Here is a 21,660-nt window from a genome sequence, read left to right on the forward strand (position 1 = left end):
GGGCCGGCACGTCCAAAATGCGTGCCGGCCCCGGCCTTCGGTTTTCCATCGCCGCAGCGCGGCTGGCGGCTAGGAAGCGGTCATGCGCTCGACGATCTCCGGGTTCTCTTCCATCCACTGGCGCACCAGCGGCTCGTAGTCGTCGGTGTCGTTGTCCACGAACAGCACCTTCTCCAGGGTGTACAACTCGTCAAGGCTCATCTTGAAGTTGGACATCCAGCCGGAGACCTCGGGGAATTCATCGGCGAAGCCTGCGCGGGAGTAGTTGTGGATGCTCTCCGTGCCGCCCAGCGCCCCCTTGGGATCCTCGAGGTTCTTCACAGGGAAGGATGAGTAGGCCCAGTGCGGCTCCCACAGGGTCACCACGATGTCCTCGCCGGCGTCGGTGGCTGTCTTCAATTCGGTGAGCATGGCCGAGGTGGAACTGGTGATGAACTCCATGTCCTCCAGCCCGTACTCCGGGATCACCGCTTCTTCCATCGTACGGGTCAACCCGGCGCCGGCCTCGATGCCCACGATCTTGTTCTTGAACTTGTCGGCATTCGCCGCCAGCTCATCGAGCGAGTCGATCGGTGCATCCTCGTTGACCGCCACGGTCAGCTTGGACTCGTTGTTCCACGCTCCCAGGTCCTCGATGTCGTCGCCGAACTTGTCCAGGTAGTCCTTGTGGGTGACCGGCAGCCACACGTCGGTGGTCAAGTCGTAGTCGCCCGAGGCCAAGCCGGAGAACAGCGGGGCCACGTCGGAGTATTCCAATTCGACGTTGTAGCCCTTGTCCTCCAGCACGGCCCGCCACAGTTCGCTGCTGGCAATGCCCTCGTCCCAGCCGTTGAAGACCGCGATGGTCACGTCCTTCGATGCCTCGGCCGAGGCATCGCCTTCCGGGCTGGAGCCCGAGCAGGCAGTCAGGCCCAAGGCCGCTGCGGCGGCCAAGGCGCCGAATTTCAATATGGTGCGATTCATGATCTATCCCTTTCCACGGCGGTGGTATTTCCAGCCGCCGTCCGACCCCGGGGATCCGAAGCCGGTGGCGGAAGCGGAGAGCTTCCGCCCATGCATAGTGGGCCACGGTTCTCAGGCGGCCAATTGCTGCTCCCGCGCGGTGCGTGCGGCCTTGCGCTTCCTGGCGAACAGCGCGAACACTCCGGACTGGCGGCCGAAGGCATTGGTCAGCCGGTCCAGGATCATCGCCAGGATCACCACGGCCAGCCCAGCTTCCACGCCCAAGGCGGTATCCAGGCGGGAGAGCGAGCTGATCACGTCGCCACCCAGGCCGCCTGCGCCGACCATGCCGGCGATCACGACCATGGACAGCGAGAGCATGATGACCTGGTTGACCCCGGCCATGATGGTCGGCAGGGCCAGCGGCAGCTGGATCTGGCGCAGGATCCGGCCTGGCGAGGAGCCGAAGGCCTGGCCGGCCTCGACCACTTCGCGGTCCACGGAGCGGATGCCCAGTTCGGTGAAGCGCACGCCCGGGGCGAGCGCGAAGATGATGGTGGCCACGATGCCCGGGGCCACGCCGACGCGGAAGAGCATCAGCGCCGGAATCAGGTAGACGAAGGCCGGCATGGTCTGCAAGAAGTCCAGCACCGGGCGGATGACTTGCGAGAAACCGTCGGATTTCGCGGCCCAGATGCCCAGCGGCAGGGCGATCACCAGTGCCCAGAAGGCCGCGACGATCACCAGTGCCAGGGTGCTCATCGCGTTCTCCCACTGGTCGACCCCGAGGATCACCAGCAGGCCCACGACCGAACCGAGCATGAACTGCCAGCCGCGGGCCAGCAGCGCGATCAGCCCGATCAGGATGGCCACCACGGCGAAGCCGGGGGTGGAGAGCACCAGGTAGATTGCGTCGTACATCTCGATGAAGATGGTGCGCAGCACCGAGAAGAAGCCGTCGAGGTTCGCGATGATCCAGTCGATTCCGTCTTCGGAGACCTCGCCGAGCGGGATGCGGAAATTGTCCATTAGTTCTGCTCCGATTCGTTCTGCAGCACCGCGTCAACGAGGTCGCTGGGCAGCGGGCTGGTGTCCAGTACGCTGATTTCCCCGGTCTGCGGGCTGGTGGAGGCCAAGGCGGCCAGCAGGGTCACGCGCGGGATCACGCCCAGCAGCCGGCCTTCGGCATCGGTGACGGTCACCGGCAGGGGCGACTCCACGGAGGGGATGAACAGGTCGATCAGCGCGGTGTCGGCATCCACGGTGGCCAGCGGCAGGATCTTCGAGGCCAGCGAGCTTTCGCCGCGGCGCACCAGCTTCAGCGCGTCGCGGTCGGTGACCATGCCGATCACCTTCCTGTCCCGGCCGGTGACGATCGCCGCAGAGGCCACCGCGTCGCGCATGCTGCGCAGTGCCGCCCGCGGCCCGGCATTCTCCTGGATCACCGAGCGCCCCGGGACCATCACCGAAGCGGCGGTGAGCACCCGGGCCCGGTCCACGTCCTGCACGAACTGCTCGACGTAGTCATTGGCCGGATCGGTGAGGATCTGCTCCGGGGTGCCGATCTGCACGATCCGCCCGTCGCGCATTACCGCGATGCGGTCGCCCAGGAACATTGCTTCGTTCAAGTCGTGGGTGATGAATACGATGGTCTTGCCCAAGGTGGCCTGCAGTTCGGAGAGCTGCTCTTGCATTTCGCGGCGGATCAGCGGATCCAGCGCGGAGAAGGCCTCGTCCATGAGCAGGATCTCGGTGTCGGCGGACAGGGCGCGGGCAATGCCCACACGCTGCTGCATGCCGCCGGAGAGCTCGCTGGGCATCTTATCGCCCCAGCCGTCCAAGCCCACCAGCTTCAGCGTCTTGGCTGCGGTGGCCAGCCGTTCGGCACGCCCCACACCCTGCTGCTCCAGCGGATAGGCGACATTGTCCAGCACGCTGCGGTGCGGCAGCAGCGCGAAATGCTGGAACACCATTGAAACGCGCTTGCGGCGCACCGCGCGCAGCTTCGTTGCCGACATCCCGGTGATGACGTCCTCGCCGATGGTCACGCTGCCGGCCGTGGCATCCCAGAGGCCGTTGAGCGTGCGGATCAGCGTGGATTTGCCGGAGCCGGACAAGCCCATCACGACGAAGATCTCCCCGGTGTTGACTTCGAAGGAGGCGTCGATGACTGCTGCCGTGCTGCCCGAAGGCAATTCATCTCGTGGGGTACCGGATTCGAGCTGCTTGACCGCGTCCTTCGGCTTGCGACCGAAGACTTTGTACAGCCCTTCAACCTTCAATGCGATTTTCGTGGTCATGGTCTCCACTGCCCGTCTGCCCGAAGGCACAGGCTGGTTATGGACCTGTTCGCAGGAATCGTTCCTTCTGCAATTCGCGCCATCCGAAGTATTGCGTTCCGGACCGCGCAGGTCCTGGTTCGAGTGATATCGGTGATCGTGTCGGACGCGTCGCCACCAGATTGCCACCCTAGCAAAATACCCCTTCGTGCCTCCCGGAATTTATCGGTTTCGCGGTCTGAAACTCTCTTGCACGACCTATTTTGCCCCGGAAACCCGCGACAAACCAGAAGTTATGCAAACGTTATCAGATTGTAGGGATTCGCCATGCTTTCGGCCGCTGAGGTGCTCGCATCAACCATGGGCGTTGTGGCCGGGGAACGGAACACCGGCATGCAGCGCAGGGGGAGAGCCGGGCCGGGCCTGGACGAGGTGCCAAGCCCAGGCCAGCTCATGCCCGGATGCCTTCCCGCGCCGGTTGTCCACAAGCCGCCGGCTGTTGCAGATCATTCCCGGGGAAGCGTCGATGATGGCTCTGAGCAGGTGGACCGAATAGCAAGGAGCATCCCCATGCAAACCGCAGCACAACGGCTGGGAGCCGCCGGCGAGCAGGCCGCCGCCCGTTTCCTGGCCGAGCACAACTATGAGGTCATCGACAGGAACTGGCGCTGCCCGGCCGGGGAACTGGACCTGGTCGCCCGGGCCGGGAACGGGCAAATTGTCGCCGTCGAAGTCAAGACCCGCAGCTCGAAGCGTTTCGGCACCGGATTCGATGCGGTTTCCCCGGCGAAATACCGCCGGCTGAATAAGCTGCTGATCCTCTGGGCCCAAGCGCACCAGATGTTCATTGCCCAATTGCGCGTGGACGTCATCGAGGTCTATCCCTCCGGGAGCGGGTTCGAATGCCAGTTGCATGAGGAAGTAAGCTCATGAGCACCGCCCGCACCCATGCTGCTGCCCTGCACGGGGTCAGCGCCTCGCTGGTGGAAGTCGAAGCCGACCTGGGCAATGGCATTCCCGGATTCGTCCTGCTGGGCTTGCCCGATGCATCTTTGAGCGAGGCCCGAGAACGAATCAAGGCTGCGGCACGAAATTCAGGGATTGCCCTGGCCAACCGAAAACTTACGGTCAATCTCTCCCCGGCCACCCTGCCGAAATACGGGTCAGCTTTTGATCTTGCCATTGTCATTGCCGCCTTGGCCGCTGATCAGCAGCTGCTGGCTTCATCTGGGACCCTGTACATGGCAGAGCTCGGCTTGGATGGAACCTTGCGGCCGGTACCGGGTGTGCTGCCGGCGGTGCAGCTAGCTAAGGTCCATGGCCTAGATCGGGTGATCGTGGCCGAGGCTAATGGTGCGGAAGCCAGGCTGGTCCATGGCATTGAGGTCATCGCGCTACGCCACCTGGGACAGGTGCTCACCTGCTGCGGAGCGCCAGCGGAGCAGATCACCACCTGCCTGCGCCACCAGCAAGCACAGCAGCCCACCGAAACCTCAGTCCATGCCGCTGGAGCGGCTGCGTCCGACGAAGCGGACCTGAGCCTGGTCAATGGGCAACAGGAAGCACGGCTCGCCCTGGAACTGGCCGCGGCCGGCGGGCACCACCTGATCATGGTCGGCCCGGCCGGCGCCGGCAAAACCATGCTGGCCAAGTGCCTGCCTTCAATTCTGCCGCCACTTGATGATCTGCAAGCCCTTGAAGCCACCGCAGTGCATTCGGTTACCCGGGGCGGAATCGGCGAATTGGACCAGCTGCAACGCACCCCGCCTTTCGTGGCACCGCACCACACCGCGTCCCGCTCAGCCCTGATCGGCGGCGGAACCGCACAACTCATTCCCGGCGCCATTACCCGCGCACACCACGGAATCCTGTTCCTCGATGAAGCAGCCCAATTCCATACCGGAGTACTTGATGCGCTTCGCCAACCGATCGAGGAAGGCTATATCAACCTCGCGCGGATACGAGGCCACCAGCGGCTACCGGCCCGTTTCCAACTCATCATGGCTTCCAACCCGTGTCCCTGCGGAAAGAACTTCGGCACCGGGACCGGATGCACCTGTACGCCCATGGCCCGACGGCGCTACTTCGCGCGGCTCTCGGGGCCCATCCTTGACCGGGTGGATCTGCAAGTCAGAGTCAATCCCGTGCCGCAAGCTCAGCTTCTAAGCGCGGCACCAAGTGAATCCAGTGCCCAGGTGCGTGAACGCGTCTTGGCCACCCGGGCACGCAGCAACGCGCGGCTGAGAAAGTTCTCTATAGCCTGCAACGCGCAGATCCCAACGCAAATCCTGCGAAATGAATTGGAATACCCGGCCAGGACGCGGGCGGCGCTTGAACAACTCGCTACACGACGCGGGCTCTCTGCTCGGGCCATCCACCGCCTCTTGCGGGTTGCGTGGACGGTGGCAGACCAGCAACAGCACGCAGCACCGACCGAGGATGATTTGGCCATCGCCGCCCATCTTCGCCAGAACTTGGAAAATAGTTAGGCAAGACCATGACTTTCAGCGATACGAACACAGCCGGAGAACCCGTGGCGCCCACCGGTCAGGAGCGACTGGTCTACGCGCACCTGAACCAACTTATCGAGCCCAACGACTACGTGGCCACGGCCTTGCTGGAACTGATGAGCCCAGAGGAATTGCTGCGCTTGATCCAACGAGAGGATTTCTACCCGGCCGCGCTCAAGGCGCCGGTTGACGGAATCCTCGGATTCCATCCGCCAGGCGATGCTGCGCAAGACTTGAGGGTGGCACTGACCCGGTGGAGAAAACGCCTATCGTTGAGCAACCCAGTAGGCGCCATGGATGCCGCGGCGCGCGCGGGCGGCGGATTGCTGATCCCGGCCGACGCCTCGTGGCCACGGCAACTAGCGGATCTGAATCTTGGACGCCCCTTGTGCTTGTGGTGGCGATCGGCAAACCCGCAGCTGCTCGAAGCCCAAGAGCTGGCCCGCAACGTTTCCATTGTCGGTTCTCGCGATGCCAGTGATTACGGCGATCAAGTCACTTTTGATCTTGGCCGGACCCTGGCTTTGAATGGGTATACCATCGTCTCGGGTGGTGCTTACGGCATTGACGCCAGTGCGCACCGGGCTGCGCTGAGCACTGATGATTGGCAGTATCCGAATCCGCCAACGATCACCGTTATGGCTGGCGGCATCGATCGGCTCTACCCTTCGGGCAACAGCAACCTCCTGAACCAGATTATTGCTCGCGGCGTCCTGATCTCGGAGGTGCCTCCCGGAACCACCTCAGCACGCTTCCGCTTCCTGAACCGCAACCGGCTGATCGCGGCATTGAGCCGGCTAGTCATCATCAGCGAAGCGCGCCACCGCTCCGGTGCATTGAACACCGCCAGCCATGCAGTAGAGCTCGGACGTGATGTAGCAGCTGTTCCCGGAAGCGTTTTCGCGCCCAACTCCGCAGGATGCCACCGATTGATTGCAGAGGGCAGCGCGGCGTTGCTCGCCAGCCCGCAAGATGCGCTGGGCCTGGTTGGCCAACACTGCCAAGCAGAGCCGCGTAACTCCAAAGCCCAGCAACGCCCGACTGACATCCTGGGTAGAGACGAAGGAATGGTGTACGACACCATGTCCTTCACCAAAGGATTGCTGGTCGATGAGATCTCGGCCCGCAGCGGAGTGCCACTGATCAAAACGCTACGCGCCATCAATCGGTTGGAGACACTGCAAATGGCTGCCACCGATGGCTTGACATGGAAATTGGTGCGCCAGAACTAGCCGGTGACGCAGCTGAGGGTATTCTCAGTAGTGATGAAGCAAGAACCAACGACGCACGACAGCAACGCGATGTCAGCAAAATTCGCAGAGCCAGTGGCGGATTACCTGGAGTACCTGCAACGTGAACGCGGCCGCAGCTCCAATACCCTGCGAGCCTACGAAGTGGATTTGCGGAACCTCGGCCTGTTCTTGCAGCGCCATGCCCAGGATCCGGGCCTCAAGCAGATTTCAGTCGATACGCTCCGCGATTGGTTGGCGCAGCTTCACGAATCCCAGATTTCCCGCACCACCTTGGCCCGGCGGATCTCTGCGGTGAAGAACTTCTTCGCGTGGGCGCTGAAGCATCAACTGATCGACGCCGACCCTGCCCTGCGGCTGGCCGCACCCAAAAGGGAACGGCGTCTTCCGCACGTCTTGCAGCCAAGCCAGATCGACCGCTTGCTCTCCGAAAAAACCGAGGCAACTGCTGAACGGGCTAGTAGGGAGGTCCAGCCGGAAGCTGCCCAGGATGCCAAGAGCCAGGCTGTAGCGGCACGCGATAAGGTCATCGCTGAGTTGCTGTATGCTTCCGGCCTTCGTATCAGCGAGCTTGTGGCCTTGGACGTGGACGACATCGACTTCGAGCGACGCACTGTCAGGGTCCTTGGCAAGGGCGACAAGGAACGGGTTGTTCCGTTTGGGAAGCCCGCAGAACGCGTGATCATCGCGTGGATTCGGTCGCATCGCAAGATCCTGGCCGGCCAGGAAGCTCAAGGCGCATTGCTCGTAGGTGTGCGTGGTGCGCGCTTGAATGTACGCCAGGCACGAGAAGTCATTTCCAAGGCGTTGCAATCGCTGGGGGATACCGCTGCAAGCGGCCCTCACGCATTAAGGCACACTGTGGCTACCCATCTGCTGGATGGCGGCGCGGATTTGCGTGCCGTCCAGGAGTTCCTCGGGCATGCTTCATTGGCAACTACCCAGCTATATACGCACGTTTCGGTCGATCGATTGAGGCAAAGCTACCGCCAAGCTCATCCGCGAGCCTGACTATTTGGTATCAATCTACGAAAATAGCCATTCTGGGTGGCGAAAGGCCTCTTCATCGGGCAAAATGGAAGTATCGGCGGCGATGGCACCGGAACGATGTTGACGTAGGGGAAGACGATCAACACCGCAACGGAGGATGGCATGTCTGCACCGATGACCAGAGGCGTGATTTATATTCATTCCGCCCCTGCAGCGCTATGCCCACATCTGGAATGGGCAATCGGGTCCGTGCTCGGTACTCCAGTAAAAATGGAGTGGACCGAACAGCACGTCGCACCCGGATTTTGTCGCGCCGAAATCGAGTGGGTTGGAACGCAAGGTACCGGCGCTTTGCTGACCAGTGAAATGCACGGTTGGCAGCACCTCCGTTTCGAAATCACCGAAGATCCAAGCCCGGGTGCCGATGGCAGCCGATGGTCCGTGACCCCTGATCTTGGCATCTTCCACGCCACCGTCGATTGCGCTGGCAATGTCATGGTCAGCGAAGAACGCATCCGGTGGGCCTATGAAAAGGGTGACGGCAACCCTTCGGTCTTCTACCAGGAAATGTCCATCGCTCTCGGCGAGCCCTGGGATGAAGAACTCGAACCCTTCCGTCATGCAGGCGAAGACGCGCCTGTGCGATGGCTCAACCAGGTGGTATGACAACTGGTTAATAAGTCTCTGGGTGATTAATCAAAATCTGCCCAGAAAATAACCCCGATGGTGCGGGGTTGTTACCCAAAAGAAGTGGGACCCCATGCCGGGGATCCCACTTCTTGCTTTAAAAACTGTAGTTGTGGCGAAGTATCGACCAGCAGTGCTAAGCTCGTGGCGATGAAGACCAGTCAGGCCCTAGGCGGCCACTCCCGGAACGGCAAACTGGTCGTTCCCTGATCCGCGGCCCTCCCGTGCCAGATGCATTCCACAAAAGAACAGCACATCTGAAACACGAAAAGGGAGACCATGACCGCACAGTTCAACCACACCATTATCGCTTCGCTCGACCCGCAACGCATGGCACAGTTCTACCTGGAGCTGCTCGAAGCCCGCGCGGAATCGAGCTGGGGACCATTTACCAATATCAGCTTGGCACACGGGGTGCTGCTGCAATTCGCTGCACCACCGATGGACTTCCCGCCGCAGCACTACGCTTACCTGCTTGATGACGAGCATTTCGACCGTGCCTACGCCACTATCAGTGAGAAACAAATTGAGCACTGGGCCGACCCCCAGCGGCAGCTGCCAGGGCAGATCAATCACGAACACGGCGGCCGGGGAGTCTACCTGCTTGATCCTTCCGGGCACTACCTGGAATTGATCACCCGGCCTTACCTGCCAGCAGCTAGCTAGGATCGACTAGCGCTGGACCTTGAACACGTTCTTCTGGATGCCGTTGGAGTAGACCTGCGAATCAATGAGTGCCAGCTTCTGCGCATCCAAGCTTGCGTCGCTGAACAGGCGCTTGCCTGCGCCAAGCAAAACCGGGAAGACCAGCAGGTTGTACTGGTCGATGAGCTGATGTTCCTGCAGCGAGTGGACCATCGTCGCTGAACCGTGGATGCTGATTGGACCGCCGTCTCCGGCGCGAAGCCGTGCCACATCGGCAACTGAACGCAGGATAGCAGTCTCGCCCCAGTTCTCGGCCAAGTCCTTTTCCCGCAAGGTTGTGGAGAGCACGTACTTGGGCATCGCGTTGTACTGCGGAAACTCCTCGGTCATCGACGGCCACACCGCAGAGAATGCCTCGTAGCTGTGCCGGCCCAAGAGCATCGCGCTGGCTTCGGCCTGCTCGGTGCCCTTCAGCTCGTAGGCGGCCGGGTCGAAATCAACCGAGTCCATCGTCCAGCCTGAATTGCGGTAGCCGGGTTCACCTCCCGGAGCCTGGACGACACCATCCAAGGAAACGAAAGAAGTGGCGATTAGGGTGCGCATGGGAGGGGATCCTTTGCTCTTGGGCAAGTACCGTCAGTTGCCTCCGGCTCGAGGCGGTACTTGAGCTTAACGAACATGTCAGCACCGAAGCAATGGCTCTCAGCCAATTCTTCCCGGGTTAAAGACACTGGGTTGGTTGAAGAGAATTCTTCAACCAACCCAGTGGCGTGCTCGCTTGTAGCAGCCGGAACGATTAGACGCTGCGGATGGCTACCACGGCGTTGTGGCCGCCGAAGCCGAAGGAGTTGTTCAGCGCAACGATGGTGCCTTCTGCTGGCAGCTGCGCAGGCTGGCCGGTGACGACCTTCAACGGGATCTCTGGATCCTGGTTGTCCAGGTTAATGGTCACAGGGGCCTTGCGGTTGTAGATGGCCAGTGCGCACAGCACGGACTCCACGGCACCGGAAGCGCCAAGCAGGTGGCCCATCTGCGACTTGGTTGCCGAAACCCATACGTTGTCGAGGTGATCGCCCAGGGCGTTCTTCAGCGCAGCGTATTCGGGCTTGTCGCCAACTGGGGTGGAGGTTGCGTGGGCGTTCACGTGAACTACGTCTTCTGGCTGGATGCGGCCGTCGAACATGGCAGCCTTCAGCGCGCGGGTTGCACCCGTGCCTTCTGGATCCGGTGCGGTGATGTGGTGCGCATCTGAGGTGACCGAGGATCCGGCCAGCTCGGCGTAGATGCGGGCGCCGCGAGCGATTGCATGCTCTTCAGCTTCCAGCACCAGCGCTCCAGCGCCCTCGCCCATGACGAAACCGTCGCGGTCGATGTCGTATGGGCGCGAAGCCTTGGTCGGATCATCGTTGCGGCGGGAGAGCGCGTGCATGGACGCGAAGGCGGCCATCGGCATTGGGTGGATCGCGGCTTCCGCGCCACCGACCATGACCACATCGGCCTTGCCCGAACGGATCAGCTCCAGGCCAACGTGCATCGCCTCGGTACCCGAAGCGCAAGCCGAAACCGGGGTGTGCGCGCCACCGGCGGCACCCAGGTCCAGCGACACGGCAGCTGCTGGGCCGTTAGGCATCAGCATTGGCACGGTCATGGGCAGTACGCGGCGTGGACCCTTTTCGCGCAGGGTGTCCCAGGCGTTGAGCAGGGTCCAGACGCCGCCGATGCCGGTAGCGAAGGCAACGGCCAGCTTGTTCTGGTCCATCTCTTCCTTGACCAGGCCGGAGTCGGCCCAGGCTTCGCGGGCCGCAACCACAGCGAACTGGGTCGATGGGTCCATGCGCTTGGTCTCCGGGCGGGAGAGTACCTCGGTCGGCGGCACAGCAGCGCGGGCGGCGAAGGTGACCGGCAGGTCGTATTCCTTAACCCAGTCATCTTCCAGGGTTACGGCGCCGGAGACGCCCTTGAGGGCGTTTTCCCATAGGGTGGGGACATCCCCGCCGATTGGGGTGGTGGCTCCGAGACCGGTGATCACTACTTTGCGCGCCATCATCAAACTCTCTACTGTGCGAATAAGAACTGTGCTTGGAAATTCAGGGGGCCGGCTTGACGTACCGGCCGGTGTGCGCGGCTTGCCCGCACAACGGTGTGGCGAAAAACGCCGGGAAGCTTAGGCCTGTGCCGCAGCGATGAAGTTGACGGCGTCGCCGACGGTCTTCAGGTTCTTGACCTCTTCGTCAGGGATCTTGACCTCGAACTTTTCCTCGGCCTCAACGACGATGGTCATCATCGAGATCGAGTCGATGTCCAGGTCCTCGGTGAAGGACTTGTCCATCTGCACGTCTGCTTCGTCCAGGCCGGTCTCGGAGTTGACGATTTCGGCGAGGCCCGCCAGGATTTCTTCGTTGCTAGCCATGGATGGCTCCTTTTCTTCTTAGCCGGAGGACTCCGGTCATTTTTGTGGCTGGGCCCGATCCTGTTTCCAGGAACCGGTTCCAGCCGGCTTAATGAAACTTTGGTGGCGCATCAAGAATGCGCGGCACGTTTCGTCGGTTTAAAGCTTAGGCCAGAGATGCGCTCGGCGGACGCAACATGACGTTCCCGGCGTGCACAATCTTTGAACGGTGCAAAAGCCTAGTTGGCGGTGTGCTCGGCGATGAACGCCTTGGCGGCTTCCAGATCCGCTGGGCTCTTCACTGCCAGGGTCTTCACGCCCTTCAGGCCACGGCGGGCCAGGCCCACCAGGGTCCCTGCCGGTGCCAGTTCCAGCACGCCGGTCACGCCAGCTTCAGCCAGCGTCTCCATGCACAGGTCCCAGCGGACCGGGCGGGATACCTGGGCGACCAGCGAATCGAGGTTCGCCTGGCCATTGGCTACGGCCTTGCCGTCGAAGTTCGAAAGCAGGGTTGCTGCTGGTTCCTTCGGGGTGATGGTCTCGGCCAGTTCCTTCAGGGTGCCAACAGCTGGCTGCATGTGCGCGGTATGGAATGCACCGGCAACCTTCAGCGGGATCACGCGAGCCTTGGCCGGCGGGTTCTCGCCCAGGGCTGCGAGCTGTTCCATGGTTCCTGCGGCCACGGTCTGCCCGCCGCCATTGGCGTTGGCCGGGGTCAGGCCCAGCTCTTCGAGCCTGGCGATAACCTCTTCGGGGTCGCCGCCGAGCACCGCTGCCATGCCGGTGGGGGTAGCGGCTGCGGCCTGGGCCATGGCATTGGCGCGCACCTTCACGAAACTCATGGCGTCAGCTTCGTCCAGCGCCCCGGCCAATGCCGACGCGGTGATCTCGCCCACCGAGTGGCCGGCCACGATGGCACCGGCTGGGAGGGACTGGCCGAAGAGCGCGCGGGCGGTGACCAGGCCGGCGGCGACGATCAGCGGCTGGGCGACGGCGGTGTCCTTGATGGTCTCTTCATCGGAAGTCGTGCCGTGAGCGGTGAGGTCGCGCTCGGTGATCGAGCTGAGCGCCTCCAAATGCTCGGCAACGCCATCGACGTCGAGCCATTCGGTGAGGAAACCTGGGGTCTGGGAGCCCTGTCCGGGGCAAACGATTGCTAACACTCTTACAGCTTTCCAAATGTTGGGAGCTTTTGGCGCTTCATTTGAGTACCAAGCTCGTGGTGACTGTTTGTAGGATCTCTACAAAAGCCTAGCGTATCCAGAAGCTGAATTCCGCTGTAATGCGCGATCAACTCGGAATTATCGGCCTTGGGAGCTTGACGCTCTTTGGCTGAAGCCTACAAGTTCGATTCGTGGAGCCGTCCGAAAAGCAACGCGGTTTGCAGCACGAAAGCATCGCGGGGAACCAGCGGATCCCAACCGGTGACTTCGCTGACGCGCTTGAGCCGATAGCGCACCGTGTTTGCATGGACAAACAGTTCCCGGGCGGTGCCTTCCAGCGAGTGGCCGAGCGCCAAATAGCTGGAGAGCGTTTCAGCCAGGCCATTGGAGGCCTGCTGCAGCGGCATGTAGACCTGATCCACCAGCGCCGTGCGGGCCAGCTCGTCGCCGTTGCAGGCACGCTCTGGCCACAGGTCATCGGCACCGACCGGATTCGGCGCTTGGGGCCAGGCCCTGGCGGCACTGAATCCCGCCACGGCTGCCACCGCAGCGTGGTGCATTTCCTTGACCGTCGGGGCCATGGGGGAGTAGACCAGTGGGCCGGGACCGAAGAACCGGGTCAGCCGGCTCAGATCTGCTTCTTCGAATTTGGTGTCCGAGAGCATCAGCACCGAGCGGTCGCCGAGCACGCCCACCAGCGAATCGCGCGAGTAGCGGATGGCAATACGGCGCAGGGCCGAGACGAAGGTCGCCGGGTTGGACGATGGGGTGGTGCCCACCAAGATGCGGATATTCTTCTGCGACTTCCAGCCAATGGCGGCAATACGCGAGGAGAGCGAGTCGTGGGCCTCGCCGTGCAGCACCGCATCGACCACGTGGGCCTCCAGGCGCGAGTCCCAGGCGCCGCGGGTTTCGGCGGCGCGGGCGTAGACATCGGCGGCGGCAAAAGCGACCTCGCGCGAATAGCGCAGCACGGCTTCGCGCAGGGCGGCCTGCTCATGCTCGGCGGCAATGTCGGGCACCTGGGATTCGACCACTTCCACGATGGTGCGCAGCAGGCCCAGCGCCTTCTGCAAGGAGATGGAGCGGGTCAGCTCCGTGGGAGCGGCGCCAAAGACATCGGTAACCACCCAGGACGGGGTGGAGGACGGATCCTCGTACCAGGTAACGAAGGTGGAGATGCCCTTCTGGGCGATGAGTCCCAAGGCTGCGCGCTCATTGGGTGCCAGCGAGCGGTACCAGGGCAGTTGCTGGTCCAGGTATTTCAGCGCGGTGGTGGACAGGACGCCGATATGGCTTTTGAGTCGCTTGAGCGTTTCACTGCTGGGTGCCTGGGATCGGCTGGGACGGTTCTTCGGAGCTGCGGCGGCATCCATTTCAGGACTCATGGTTTCCAGCTTAGTTTCTTTTCTTCTCCCGCGCCCGGCACAGCAGGTAAAGGTGAGATTAAATGAACCAGCTGCCCGGCAACGAAGAAAACTTCGTCATCGGGCAGCTGATCAGTTCGGCGCCGGAGGCAGCTCCGGGCACCTGGACCCTGGGGCCTAGGCGTCGCCGCCGGCGTTGCCGGACTGGCCGGCGTTCGGGTTGTTCAGGTCGTACTTGGCGTGCGCCTTCACTGCGGTGTCCGCAGGAATTTCGCCACGCTCAACCAGCGACTGCAAGGTCTGCACTACCAGGGAGTGCGCATCGATCTTGAAGAAGCGGCGGGCTGCCGCACGGGTGTCCGAGAAGCCGAAGCCGTCCGCGCCCAGGGTGTGGAATTCACCTGGCACGTACGGGCGCAGCTGCTCAGGCACGGCGCGCATGTAGTCGGTGGTCGCGATGACTGGGCCCGGGGTGGACTCCAGCTTCGAGGTCACGTACGGGGTGCGGCGCGGCTTCGATGGGTCCACGAGCACCTCGGCGTCGGCGCGCTGGCCGTCGCGGGCCAGTTCGTTCCATGAGGTGACCGACCAGACGTCAGCCGAAACGCCCCACTGCTCGGCCAGGATGGCCTGGGCTTCCAGGGCCCATGGCACTGCCACGCCCGAGGCCAGCAGCTGTGCGCGCGGGCCGTCGGTGGTAGCTTCCTTGAGCAGGTGGATGCCCTTGATGATGCCCTCGACGTCAACGTTTTCCGGCTCAGCTGGCTGGCTGATCGGCTCGTTGTACACGGTCAGGTAGTACATCACGTTCGGATCGGCGTGGGTTCCGCCGTACATGCGTTCCAGGCCGGAGCGCATGATGTGGCCGATTTCGTAGCCGTAGGCCGGATCGTAGGTGATCACTGCCGGGTTGGTCGAGGCCAGGATTGGCGAGTGGCCATCGGCGTGCTGCAGGCCTTCACCGGTCAGGGTGGTGCGGCCGGCGGTAGCGCCGATGATGAAGCCACGGGTCATCTGGTCCCCGGCTGCCCAGAACTGGTCGCCGGTGCGCTGGAAGCCGAACATCGAGTAGAACACGTAGATCGGGATCAGCGGTTCATCGTGGGTCGAGTAGCTGGTGCCGGCAGCGGTGAAGGCTGCGACGGCGCCGGCCTCGTTGATGCCCGGGTGGATCAGCTGGCCCTGAGGGGATTCCTTGTAGGCCAGGACCAGGTCGCGGTCCACGGACAGGTAGTTCTGGCCGCCCGGGTTGTAGATCTTCGCGGTCGGGAAGAACGAGTCCATGCCGAAGGTACGGGACTCATCTGGCACGATCGGCACAATGCGGTGGCCGAACTCCTTGTCGCGCATCAGGTCCTTGAGCAGGCGCACGAAGGCCATGGTGGTGGCCGCCTGCTGCTTGCCCGAGCCGCGCTTGGCGATCGCGTAGGTCTTCTCGCCTGGCAGGGCCAGCTTTGTCGAGGCTTCCTGGCGGCGGGTAGGCACCGAACCGCCCAGGGCGTCGCGGCGCTCCATCATGTACTTGTACTCAGCCGAGTCCTCGGTTGGGCGGTAGTACGGAGGAGTGTAGAGGTCAGCCTCGAGCTGCTCGTCGGTGATAGGGATGCGCAGGTGATCACGGAACTTCTTCAAGTCCTCCATGGTCAGCTTCTTCATCTGGTGGGTCGCGTTGCGAGCCTCGAAGTGCGAACCCAGGCCGTAGCCCTTGACGGTCTTGGCCAAGATGACGGTCGGCTTGCCCTTGAACTCCGCGGCAGCCTTGTAGGCGGCGTAGACCTTGTGGTAGTCGTGGCCGCCACGCTTCAGGTTCCAGATCTCGTCGTCGGTCATGTCGGCAACCAATTCCTTGGTTTCCGGACGCTGGCCGAAGAAGTGCTCGCGAACGAACGCGCCGGACTCCGCTTTGTAGGTCTGGTAGTCGCCATCCGGGGTCTGGTTCATGATGTCAACCAGAGCGTTGGTCTTGTCCGCTTCGAGCAGGGCATCCCACTCGCGGCCCCAAGCAACCTTGATGACATTCCAGCCGGCACCGCGGAAGAAGGCTTCCAGTTCCTGCATGATCTTGCCATTGCCGCGAACCGGGCCGTCAAGGCGCTGCAGGTTGCAGTTGATGACGAAGTTCAGGTTGTCCAGCTTTTCGTTGGCGGCAAGCTGCAGGAAGCCGCGCGACTCCGGCTCGTCCATTTCGCCGTCACCCAGGAAGGCCCAGACCTGCTGGTCCGAGGTGTCCTTGATGCCGCGGTTCTGCAGGTAGCGGTTCAGCTGCGCCTGGTAGATGGCGTTAGCTGGGCCGATACCCATCGACACGGTTGGGAATTCCCAGAAGTCAGGCAGGGAACGCGGGTGAGGGTAGGAAGGAAGCGCGTGGCCTTCCTTCGACTTTTCCTGGCGGAAGCCGTCCATGTCCTCTTCGGACAGGCGGCCTTCGAGGAACGCGCGGGCGTACATGCCTGGCGAAGCGTGGCCCTGGAAGAAGATCTGGTCGCCGCCGCCCGGGTGGTTCTTGCCGCGGAAGAAGTGGTTGAAGCCTACTTCATACAGGGTCGCTGCACCGGCGTAGGTGGAGATGTGTCCGCCGACGCCGATATTAGGGTTCTGGGCGCGGTGCACCATGATGGCGGCATTCCAGCGCATGAAGGCGCGGTAGCGGCGCTCGATGGCCTCATCGCCCGGGAATTCTGGTTCCTGGTCCACAGGAATGGTGTTCACGTAGTCGGTGGTGGTCACGTGCGGCACGCCCACGGACTTGGCACCTGCACGCTGCAGCAGCGAGCGGATAATGAACTGGGCACGCTCGGTGCCCTGGGTCTCTACGAGGGAGTCAAACGAGTCCATCCATTCCTGAGTTTCCTCAGGATCCCGATCGGACAGCTGGTAAGTCAACCCGCTACGGATCTGGGAGATGTGTTCCTCTACAGCCACGGAAGCTCCTTGATTGAATTGCGGCTCCGACGCTGTGCAGTTTTGCGCTGCGGTGCATCGGTATTGGGACAACGGGTGCAGTAACACTGGAATGATGTGCACTGCCGGTTCATATGCAACTCTAGTGTTAAACGCTCTCGTTTTGTGGCGCGTTTTCCAGCAAAAACCGGCTTAAATCAGATATTTGAAGTGACTTACGCAACCAAGTATGGGAGCTATCTTTCCTACGGTCATGTCAATATGATGCGGGTCACTGGAATGTGGGTTATATTTGTTCGGCGTGTTATCGCTGTAGCGCTTGAACGGAGCGGCAAAACCGTGTTTCGTTGGTAGTAACGCTTTGCACCAGCAGGAGGAATGAAGTGAGCGACGCCGTATCGGCAAACTTGGAGCCCGCCAAAAAATTGGGCTTCGCTAATGAAGACCTTATTCAGGAACTAGGTTACGACGATGACGTGGACTACGATCTGCGCGAATCGATCGAGGACCTGATTGGTTCAGAGCTGCTCACCGAAGAGGACCATGACGTTGTCGACGCAGTCATTTTCTGGTGGCGCGACGGCGATGGAGATCTAGTTGACGCATTGATGGACGCGCTGAACTGCTTGGACGAGAATGGCATCGTTTGGCTACTCACTCCAAAGCAGGGCCGCGAGGGACATGTATCCCCAGCACTTATCCAGCAGGAGGCACCAACCGCCGGCCTGCATGTAACTACTAGTGAAGGCGTTTCGGAGGATTGGTCCGCAATCCGCCTCGCCCCACGTAAGAAGAACTAATGATCCAAACAGGTTCACGCCTGTTCGACTTCTCGCTGGAAAATCAGTACGGCGAAACGATAACCAGTACCGGGCTGTCTAGTGGCCGGGTGCTGGTTGTCTTTTATCCCTGGGCGTTTTCGCGGGTATGCGGGTCGGAACTGGCAACACTCCAAGAGCACTACGAATTTTTTGCACGGCATCAGGTACGCATCGTGGCCATTTCGGTGGACCATAAATTCACCCTGCGCAACTATGCGCAGTCGCTCGACCTGGACTTCGAGTTGCTGGCTGATTTTTGGCCGCATGGGGCGGTGGCGCAGCAAGCCGACGCCTTTGATCGAGATCGCGGGGTCGCTGCCAGATTGTCGCTGTATCTAGTTGACGGTGAAGTTCGCGATATTTTCCGCAGCGAGATGACGCAGCCAAGAAGCATTGATGACTACAAGGCGGCTGTGGAGCGCGGCGTTTAGCGTGCCCAAATAAGCTGTGCTCCAGCTCACTCAAAAAAATGGCTCCTCGATTTGCCCGGGTGCGAAAACCTGTGTAGAGTTATTCCTCGTTGGCTTGCAAAAGTGAACATGGTAAGGGCCTTTAGCTCAGCTGGTAGAGCGTCACGTTTACACCGTGAATGTCATCGGTTCGATCCCGGTAGGGCCCACCAAATAAGAATCCTCGATCCATTCGGATCGGGGATTTTTTGTTTCCGGCAGGCTATTTTTCCAATCGGGCAATTCCTGCGGTGCCCATGATGCCGGCTTCATGAGATATTTGATCCTCGGTGAAGCTGAACTTCTTGGCGTCCTCACCCGAAGCCATCATGGCTGGATCGGTGGCTTTTTCATTGCGCTTGGAAATCCAGGTATATGGTTACGCTGCATCGGCGGGTGCACCGAAATTGCCAACCTAGTGGAGCGATTTGGCGCCGCCGTCATCCATGGCCCAGCGGATGATGATGACGCCGTCTTCGACAACCGCTTCTTGGTGAGTGAGATCGCTCATCGAATTGCTTCGCGTCCGGCTGCCGGCCAGGTCCGAAGTTATTGGTGCCTCGTGTTCTTCGGCGCAGGCCCAGGCTGGCGCCTTGGAGGCGATGGTCCCAGGAGTGCAGCTTCAAATGAGCAGACATAGGGCAAGGCCGGCAGCTGTAAATCTCTTGTTCATGCCATCAGCCTCTCCTGTGCCTGCGGCGGAACAGAATGTTGAATTCCCGATTGGCCCATTTGGTGACGCTCGGCACTCTTTTGAGAAAACCTCCATTTCAATTTGCCAAGTCAGTTCGGGATGCACTAGATTATTACTTGTTGCAGAGGACGAATGAGGGAAAGAAACTTTCCAAGTTCACACGCTGCAGGAGGGCCTTTAGCTCAGCTGGTAGAGCGTCACGTTTACACCGTGAATGTCATCGGTTCGATCCCGGTAGGGCCCACCAAAACGAAGACCGCTTCAAGAACTCTTTTCAGGGTGATCGAAGCGGTCTTCTTCGTTTTCCGGCCGTTGCCGGCCAATCGCCGAATGCCAGCGAAAGTGCGAAACTGGATTCATGACTGCACCAGAAGAAAACCTTTGGCTCGCCACCGTTCGCAAGAACCCGGACCACTCGCAGAATTTTGCCCAGCGCTGGCGCACGCTTGCCGCAGAAGGCCAGGATATTTTCGGGGAAGCTCGCGCCGTTGACGCGATGGTTGCCCGAGGCAGCAGGATCCTGGATGCCGGATGCGGGACCGGGCGCATCGGCGGCTGGCTTTCCGAGCAGGGGCACCAAGTGGTTGGAGTGGACCTCGACCCGCATTTAATCGATGTTGCGCGCGTGGATTACCCCAAGGCCCAATGGCAGGTCGGCAATCTGGCTGATTTCACCATCGCTGGCGCAGCTGGGGAGAGGCAGGAATTCGATCTGATCGTTTCTGCCGGTAATGTCGTCACCTTCCTCTCCGAATCCGAACGCCTGCCGGCACTGCAGCAGCTGCGCGAGCATCTGGCGGCAGACGGGCGCATGATCATCGGATTCGGCTCGGGACGCGGCTACGCGTTCGATGACTTCGAGGCCGACGCACGGGAGGCCGGGCTGGCACTGCAGCAGCGCTATTCGACCTGGAACTTCCACTTGCCTGCCGACGATTTCCTGGTGGCCGTGCTCGGGCGCAAATAGCGGCAAGCGCCAAACCAGCCCCTGCAGGAAAAAAATCCATTTCGATTCCATGCTAAGTGCGAACGCCCCTGAAGGACCCTTGGCCTGCGGCTTCTCACGTTGTCCGAAATGGGCGGGGCGCAATTCTGCTCAGTTGCAAAAACACGCCTCTTGCGCGAATCGGACTCTCGCGCTATCTTGAACTTTGTAATGCAAAGTGGTTTTCGTCACGAACTGCTTTGCGGCTCGGAGGCGGAAATCGCCGAAGGAGGCAGGGCATCATGGAAAACGGGAACAGCAACGAAATCGACCCGGCCCGCATACTGCGAGGAATCGAATCGGACGCACAGCAAGCCCGCGAGGGCATGAGCCCGAACCAGCAGCTGCTGTTTTCCATCTGGGGCGTTGCCTGGATCATTGCCTTCCTCGGCCTCTACTTCGCACTCGCGCCGCAAGGCGCGCCGCTGCTGCCAGCGGCGGTTGGAATCGGCACCGCAGTTGCCTCATTCCTCATCGCGATCGTGATTTCCGCAGTGCATTCGGCCAAGCGCGGTTCGGGGACCAAAGGGCCGTCGATGGCGCAAGGGGCGATTTACGGCAATACCTTCAGCCTCGGCATGATCATCACTGCCCTGCTCGGATGGCGGCTGCATGCCGAGGGGCTGAGCTCAATGGGCATGGCGACTTTTGCCCTCGCGGGCCTGTGCCTGGTGATCGGCGTGCTCGTGGTTGCCGGATCGGTACTCTTCAACGACCGGACCCAACTGATCTTCGGGGCTTGGATCCTGGCCATTGCCCTGCTTTCGCTGGCCGCACCGGCGCCGCTGAACCTCTTGGCCGGAGCGGTTGGCGGTTTGGGGTTCATCGTGCTGGGCCTGCTGCACGGCAGCAAGCCGGAACTGGTGTCGGGAGCGTTGATCCGGGGTGGGCATGCAGGAGCTTGACCCGCTTATCCACGCCCAGGCGCGGCTGAGGACCATCACGGTCCTGGACACCTTGCGTGCCGGGGATAGCATCTCGTTTCCCAAGCTGCAGGGGCTGCTGTCAATGACCTCGGGAAATCTGGCCACGCACTTGCGCAAGCTGGAAGAAGCTGAATACGTGAAAGTGGATAAGGTCCTGGAGGGGCGGAGCCCGGTCACCTACATTGCCCTGACCCGCGCTGGGCGAACCGCCTTCGAAGAATACAAGGAACAGCTGCGCGCATTGCTGGACACGGTTTGATCGTTGGCCGAACCCGCAAGCCTACGCCGAATTGCGTGGAGGGGGAGGAACCGGGAGAATCTGCCAGCTAATGCAGAGGCCCAGGACAGGTGATTCACCTGCGCGGCCCACTAGGCTGGAAAAGGTACGCTGTCGAATCAACTGCAGAAGGAGATTTTCCAATGGGCCTAGGCGATAAGATCCAGAACAAGGCGCAAGAAGTTTCGGGCAAGGTCAAGAAATCCGTAGGCGATGCGACCGACAATGAGCGCCTGCAGGCTGAAGGCGTGAAGGACCAAGCCGCTGCGAAAGCCAAGCAGGCCGGCGAGTCAGTGAAGGACGCGGCCAAGGATGTTCGCGACGGCCTGGACAAGTAGCAACCTGCACGCAGGAACGTAAGCAGCAAGGGTGCCCGCGTATTACG

General features: G+C 61.4%; 21 protein-coding genes and 2 tRNA genes. 14 read left to right on the forward strand and 9 right to left on the reverse strand.

Annotation, left to right across the window (positions count from 1 at the left end; all coding sequences use genetic code 11):
* Positions 1 to 69 precede the first annotated feature (69 nt).
* From ACRDT3_RS17775 to ACRDT3_RS17785, 3 genes are all read right to left on the reverse strand, one after another.
* On the reverse strand, positions 70 to 963 hold the full coding sequence (locus tag ACRDT3_RS17775) for a glycine betaine ABC transporter substrate-binding protein (RefSeq protein WP_431494260.1): 894 nt from the start codon (positions 961 to 963) through the stop codon (positions 70 to 72).
* A gap of 111 nt (positions 964 to 1,074) precedes the next feature.
* Positions 1,075 to 1,971: an ABC transporter permease gene (locus tag ACRDT3_RS17780; protein WP_431494261.1), complete on the reverse strand. Its 897-nt coding sequence runs from the start codon at positions 1,969 to 1,971 to the stop codon at positions 1,075 to 1,077.
* Positions 1,971 to 3,242, reverse strand: a complete 1,272-nt coding sequence (locus ACRDT3_RS17785; RefSeq protein WP_431494262.1) for a quaternary amine ABC transporter ATP-binding protein — start codon at positions 3,240 to 3,242, stop codon at positions 1,971 to 1,973. The genes ACRDT3_RS17780 and ACRDT3_RS17785 overlap by 1 nt, the downstream gene beginning before the upstream one ends.
* Positions 3,243 to 3,548: 306 nt before the next feature.
* Here ACRDT3_RS17785 and ACRDT3_RS17790 point away from each other — a divergent pair, with 306 nt between their 5' ends.
* The 6 genes from ACRDT3_RS17790 (at position 3,549) to ACRDT3_RS17815 (ending at position 9,324) form a co-directional block, all read left to right on the forward strand.
* Positions 3,549 to 4,154 (forward strand): YraN family protein, encoded by a 606-nt coding sequence (locus ACRDT3_RS17790; protein ID WP_431494263.1) that lies wholly within the window; start codon positions 3,549 to 3,551, stop codon positions 4,152 to 4,154.
* Positions 4,151 to 5,710: a YifB family Mg chelatase-like AAA ATPase gene (locus tag ACRDT3_RS17795; protein WP_431494264.1), complete on the forward strand. Its 1,560-nt coding sequence runs from the start codon at positions 4,151 to 4,153 to the stop codon at positions 5,708 to 5,710. The genes ACRDT3_RS17790 and ACRDT3_RS17795 overlap by 4 nt, the downstream gene beginning before the upstream one ends.
* A gap of 8 nt (positions 5,711 to 5,718) precedes the next feature.
* A complete protein-coding gene (gene dprA, locus ACRDT3_RS17800; protein ID WP_431494265.1) occupies positions 5,719 to 6,963 on the forward strand; it encodes a DNA-processing protein DprA in 1,245 nt (414 codons plus the stop codon).
* A 33-nt stretch (positions 6,964 to 6,996) separates the two neighbouring features.
* A complete protein-coding gene (locus ACRDT3_RS17805) occupies positions 6,997 to 7,992 on the forward strand; it encodes a tyrosine recombinase XerC (RefSeq protein WP_431494277.1) in 996 nt (331 codons plus the stop codon).
* Between the two features lie 141 nt (positions 7,993 to 8,133).
* The gene (locus ACRDT3_RS17810) at positions 8,134 to 8,637 is read left to right on the forward strand and encodes a DUF3145 domain-containing protein (RefSeq protein WP_038991510.1); all 504 of its coding nucleotides are present in this window, start codon (positions 8,134 to 8,136) and stop codon (positions 8,635 to 8,637) included.
* 300 nt (positions 8,638 to 8,937) lie between these two features.
* On the forward strand, positions 8,938 to 9,324 hold the full coding sequence (locus tag ACRDT3_RS17815; protein ID WP_431494266.1) for a VOC family protein: 387 nt from the start codon (positions 8,938 to 8,940) through the stop codon (positions 9,322 to 9,324).
* Positions 9,325 to 9,330: 6 nt separating this feature from the next.
* Here the strand turns inward: ACRDT3_RS17815 and ACRDT3_RS17820 are convergent, their stop codons facing one another.
* From ACRDT3_RS17820 to aceE, 6 genes are all read right to left on the reverse strand, one after another.
* On the reverse strand, positions 9,331 to 9,906 hold the full coding sequence (locus ACRDT3_RS17820; protein WP_431494267.1) for a dihydrofolate reductase family protein: 576 nt from the start codon (positions 9,904 to 9,906) through the stop codon (positions 9,331 to 9,333).
* A 193-nt stretch (positions 9,907 to 10,099) separates the two neighbouring features.
* Positions 10,100 to 11,347 carry a beta-ketoacyl-ACP synthase II gene (fabF, locus tag ACRDT3_RS17825; protein ID WP_431494268.1) on the reverse strand — a complete coding sequence of 416 codons (1,248 nt, stop codon included), beginning with the start codon at positions 11,345 to 11,347 and terminating at the stop codon, positions 10,100 to 10,102.
* 120 nt (positions 11,348 to 11,467) lie between these two features.
* The gene (locus tag ACRDT3_RS17830; RefSeq protein ID WP_105657746.1) at positions 11,468 to 11,713 is read right to left on the reverse strand and encodes an acyl carrier protein; all 246 of its coding nucleotides are present in this window, start codon (positions 11,711 to 11,713) and stop codon (positions 11,468 to 11,470) included.
* Between the two features lie 218 nt (positions 11,714 to 11,931).
* Positions 11,932 to 12,855, reverse strand: coding sequence for an ACP S-malonyltransferase (locus ACRDT3_RS17835; RefSeq protein WP_431494269.1), 924 nt, complete (start codon positions 12,853 to 12,855; stop codon positions 11,932 to 11,934).
* Positions 12,856 to 13,031: 176 nt separating this feature from the next.
* A complete protein-coding gene (locus ACRDT3_RS17840; protein WP_431494270.1) occupies positions 13,032 to 14,243 on the reverse strand; it encodes a PucR family transcriptional regulator in 1,212 nt (403 codons plus the stop codon).
* 156 nt (positions 14,244 to 14,399) lie between these two features.
* Positions 14,400 to 17,144 (reverse strand): pyruvate dehydrogenase (acetyl-transferring), homodimeric type, encoded by a 2,745-nt coding sequence (aceE, locus tag ACRDT3_RS17845; RefSeq protein WP_431494271.1) that lies wholly within the window; start codon positions 17,142 to 17,144, stop codon positions 14,400 to 14,402.
* Positions 17,145 to 17,506: 362 nt separating this feature from the next.
* On the opposite strand from aceE, the gene ACRDT3_RS17850 reads away from it, so the two are divergent.
* From ACRDT3_RS17850 to ACRDT3_RS17885, 8 genes are all read left to right on the forward strand, one after another.
* Positions 17,507 to 17,923 carry a DUF3052 domain-containing protein gene (locus ACRDT3_RS17850; protein ID WP_431494272.1) on the forward strand — a complete coding sequence of 139 codons (417 nt, stop codon included), beginning with the start codon at positions 17,507 to 17,509 and terminating at the stop codon, positions 17,921 to 17,923.
* A complete protein-coding gene (locus ACRDT3_RS17855; RefSeq protein WP_431494273.1) occupies positions 17,923 to 18,375 on the forward strand; it encodes a redoxin domain-containing protein in 453 nt (150 codons plus the stop codon). The genes ACRDT3_RS17850 and ACRDT3_RS17855 overlap by 1 nt, the downstream gene beginning before the upstream one ends.
* A gap of 115 nt (positions 18,376 to 18,490) precedes the next feature.
* A tRNA-Val gene (locus tag ACRDT3_RS17860) sits at positions 18,491 to 18,566 on the forward strand.
* 692 nt (positions 18,567 to 19,258) lie between these two features.
* Positions 19,259 to 19,334: transfer RNA gene (locus tag ACRDT3_RS17865), tRNA-Val, on the forward strand.
* A gap of 111 nt (positions 19,335 to 19,445) precedes the next feature.
* The gene (locus ACRDT3_RS17870; protein ID WP_431494274.1) at positions 19,446 to 20,054 is read left to right on the forward strand and encodes a class I SAM-dependent methyltransferase; all 609 of its coding nucleotides are present in this window, start codon (positions 19,446 to 19,448) and stop codon (positions 20,052 to 20,054) included.
* 260 nt (positions 20,055 to 20,314) lie between these two features.
* Positions 20,315 to 20,977, forward strand: a complete 663-nt coding sequence (locus ACRDT3_RS17875) for a hypothetical protein (RefSeq protein ID WP_431494275.1) — start codon at positions 20,315 to 20,317, stop codon at positions 20,975 to 20,977.
* Entirely contained in the window at positions 20,964 to 21,257 is a 294-nt protein-coding gene (locus ACRDT3_RS17880; RefSeq protein ID WP_431494276.1) for a transcriptional regulator, read from the forward strand. The genes ACRDT3_RS17875 and ACRDT3_RS17880 overlap by 14 nt, the downstream gene beginning before the upstream one ends.
* A gap of 161 nt (positions 21,258 to 21,418) precedes the next feature.
* A complete protein-coding gene (locus tag ACRDT3_RS17885; protein ID WP_013348893.1) occupies positions 21,419 to 21,613 on the forward strand; it encodes a CsbD family protein in 195 nt (64 codons plus the stop codon).
* Positions 21,614 to 21,660 lie beyond the last annotated feature (47 nt).

It is taken from the genome of Glutamicibacter sp., from assembly GCF_050701915.1.
Lineage (GTDB): Bacteria > Actinomycetota > Actinomycetes > Actinomycetales > Micrococcaceae > Glutamicibacter.

Coding starts and splice junctions, on each gene's coding strand:
- ACRDT3_RS17775 (WP_431494260.1), bottom strand. CDS start 963: ATGAATCGCACCATATTGAAATTCGGCGCCTTGGCCGCCGCAGCGGCC.
- ACRDT3_RS17780 (WP_431494261.1), bottom strand. CDS start 1,971: ATGGACAATTTCCGCATCCCGCTCGGCGAGGTCTCCGAAGACGGAATC.
- ACRDT3_RS17785 (WP_431494262.1), bottom strand. CDS start 3,242: ATGACCACGAAAATCGCATTGAAGGTTGAAGGGCTGTACAAAGTCTTC.
- ACRDT3_RS17790 (WP_431494263.1), top strand. CDS start 3,549: ATGCTTTCGGCCGCTGAGGTGCTCGCATCAACCATGGGCGTTGTGGCC.
- ACRDT3_RS17795 (WP_431494264.1), top strand. CDS start 4,151: ATGAGCACCGCCCGCACCCATGCTGCTGCCCTGCACGGGGTCAGCGCC.
- dprA (WP_431494265.1), top strand. CDS start 5,719: ATGACTTTCAGCGATACGAACACAGCCGGAGAACCCGTGGCGCCCACC.
- ACRDT3_RS17805 (WP_431494277.1), top strand. CDS start 6,997: ATGAAGCAAGAACCAACGACGCACGACAGCAACGCGATGTCAGCAAAA.
- ACRDT3_RS17810 (WP_038991510.1), top strand. CDS start 8,134: ATGTCTGCACCGATGACCAGAGGCGTGATTTATATTCATTCCGCCCCT.
- ACRDT3_RS17815 (WP_431494266.1), top strand. CDS start 8,938: ATGACCGCACAGTTCAACCACACCATTATCGCTTCGCTCGACCCGCAA.
- ACRDT3_RS17820 (WP_431494267.1), bottom strand. CDS start 9,906: ATGCGCACCCTAATCGCCACTTCTTTCGTTTCCTTGGATGGTGTCGTC.
- fabF (WP_431494268.1), bottom strand. CDS start 11,347: ATGGCGCGCAAAGTAGTGATCACCGGTCTCGGAGCCACCACCCCAATC.
- ACRDT3_RS17830 (WP_105657746.1), bottom strand. CDS start 11,713: ATGGCTAGCAACGAAGAAATCCTGGCGGGCCTCGCCGAAATCGTCAAC.
- ACRDT3_RS17840 (WP_431494270.1), bottom strand. CDS start 14,243: ATGAGTCCTGAAATGGATGCCGCCGCAGCTCCGAAGAACCGTCCCAGC.
- ACRDT3_RS17855 (WP_431494273.1), top strand. CDS start 17,923: ATGATCCAAACAGGTTCACGCCTGTTCGACTTCTCGCTGGAAAATCAG.
- ACRDT3_RS17870 (WP_431494274.1), top strand. CDS start 19,446: ATGACTGCACCAGAAGAAAACCTTTGGCTCGCCACCGTTCGCAAGAAC.
- ACRDT3_RS17875 (WP_431494275.1), top strand. CDS start 20,315: ATGGAAAACGGGAACAGCAACGAAATCGACCCGGCCCGCATACTGCGA.
- ACRDT3_RS17880 (WP_431494276.1), top strand. CDS start 20,964: ATGCAGGAGCTTGACCCGCTTATCCACGCCCAGGCGCGGCTGAGGACC.
- ACRDT3_RS17885 (WP_013348893.1), top strand. CDS start 21,419: ATGGGCCTAGGCGATAAGATCCAGAACAAGGCGCAAGAAGTTTCGGGC.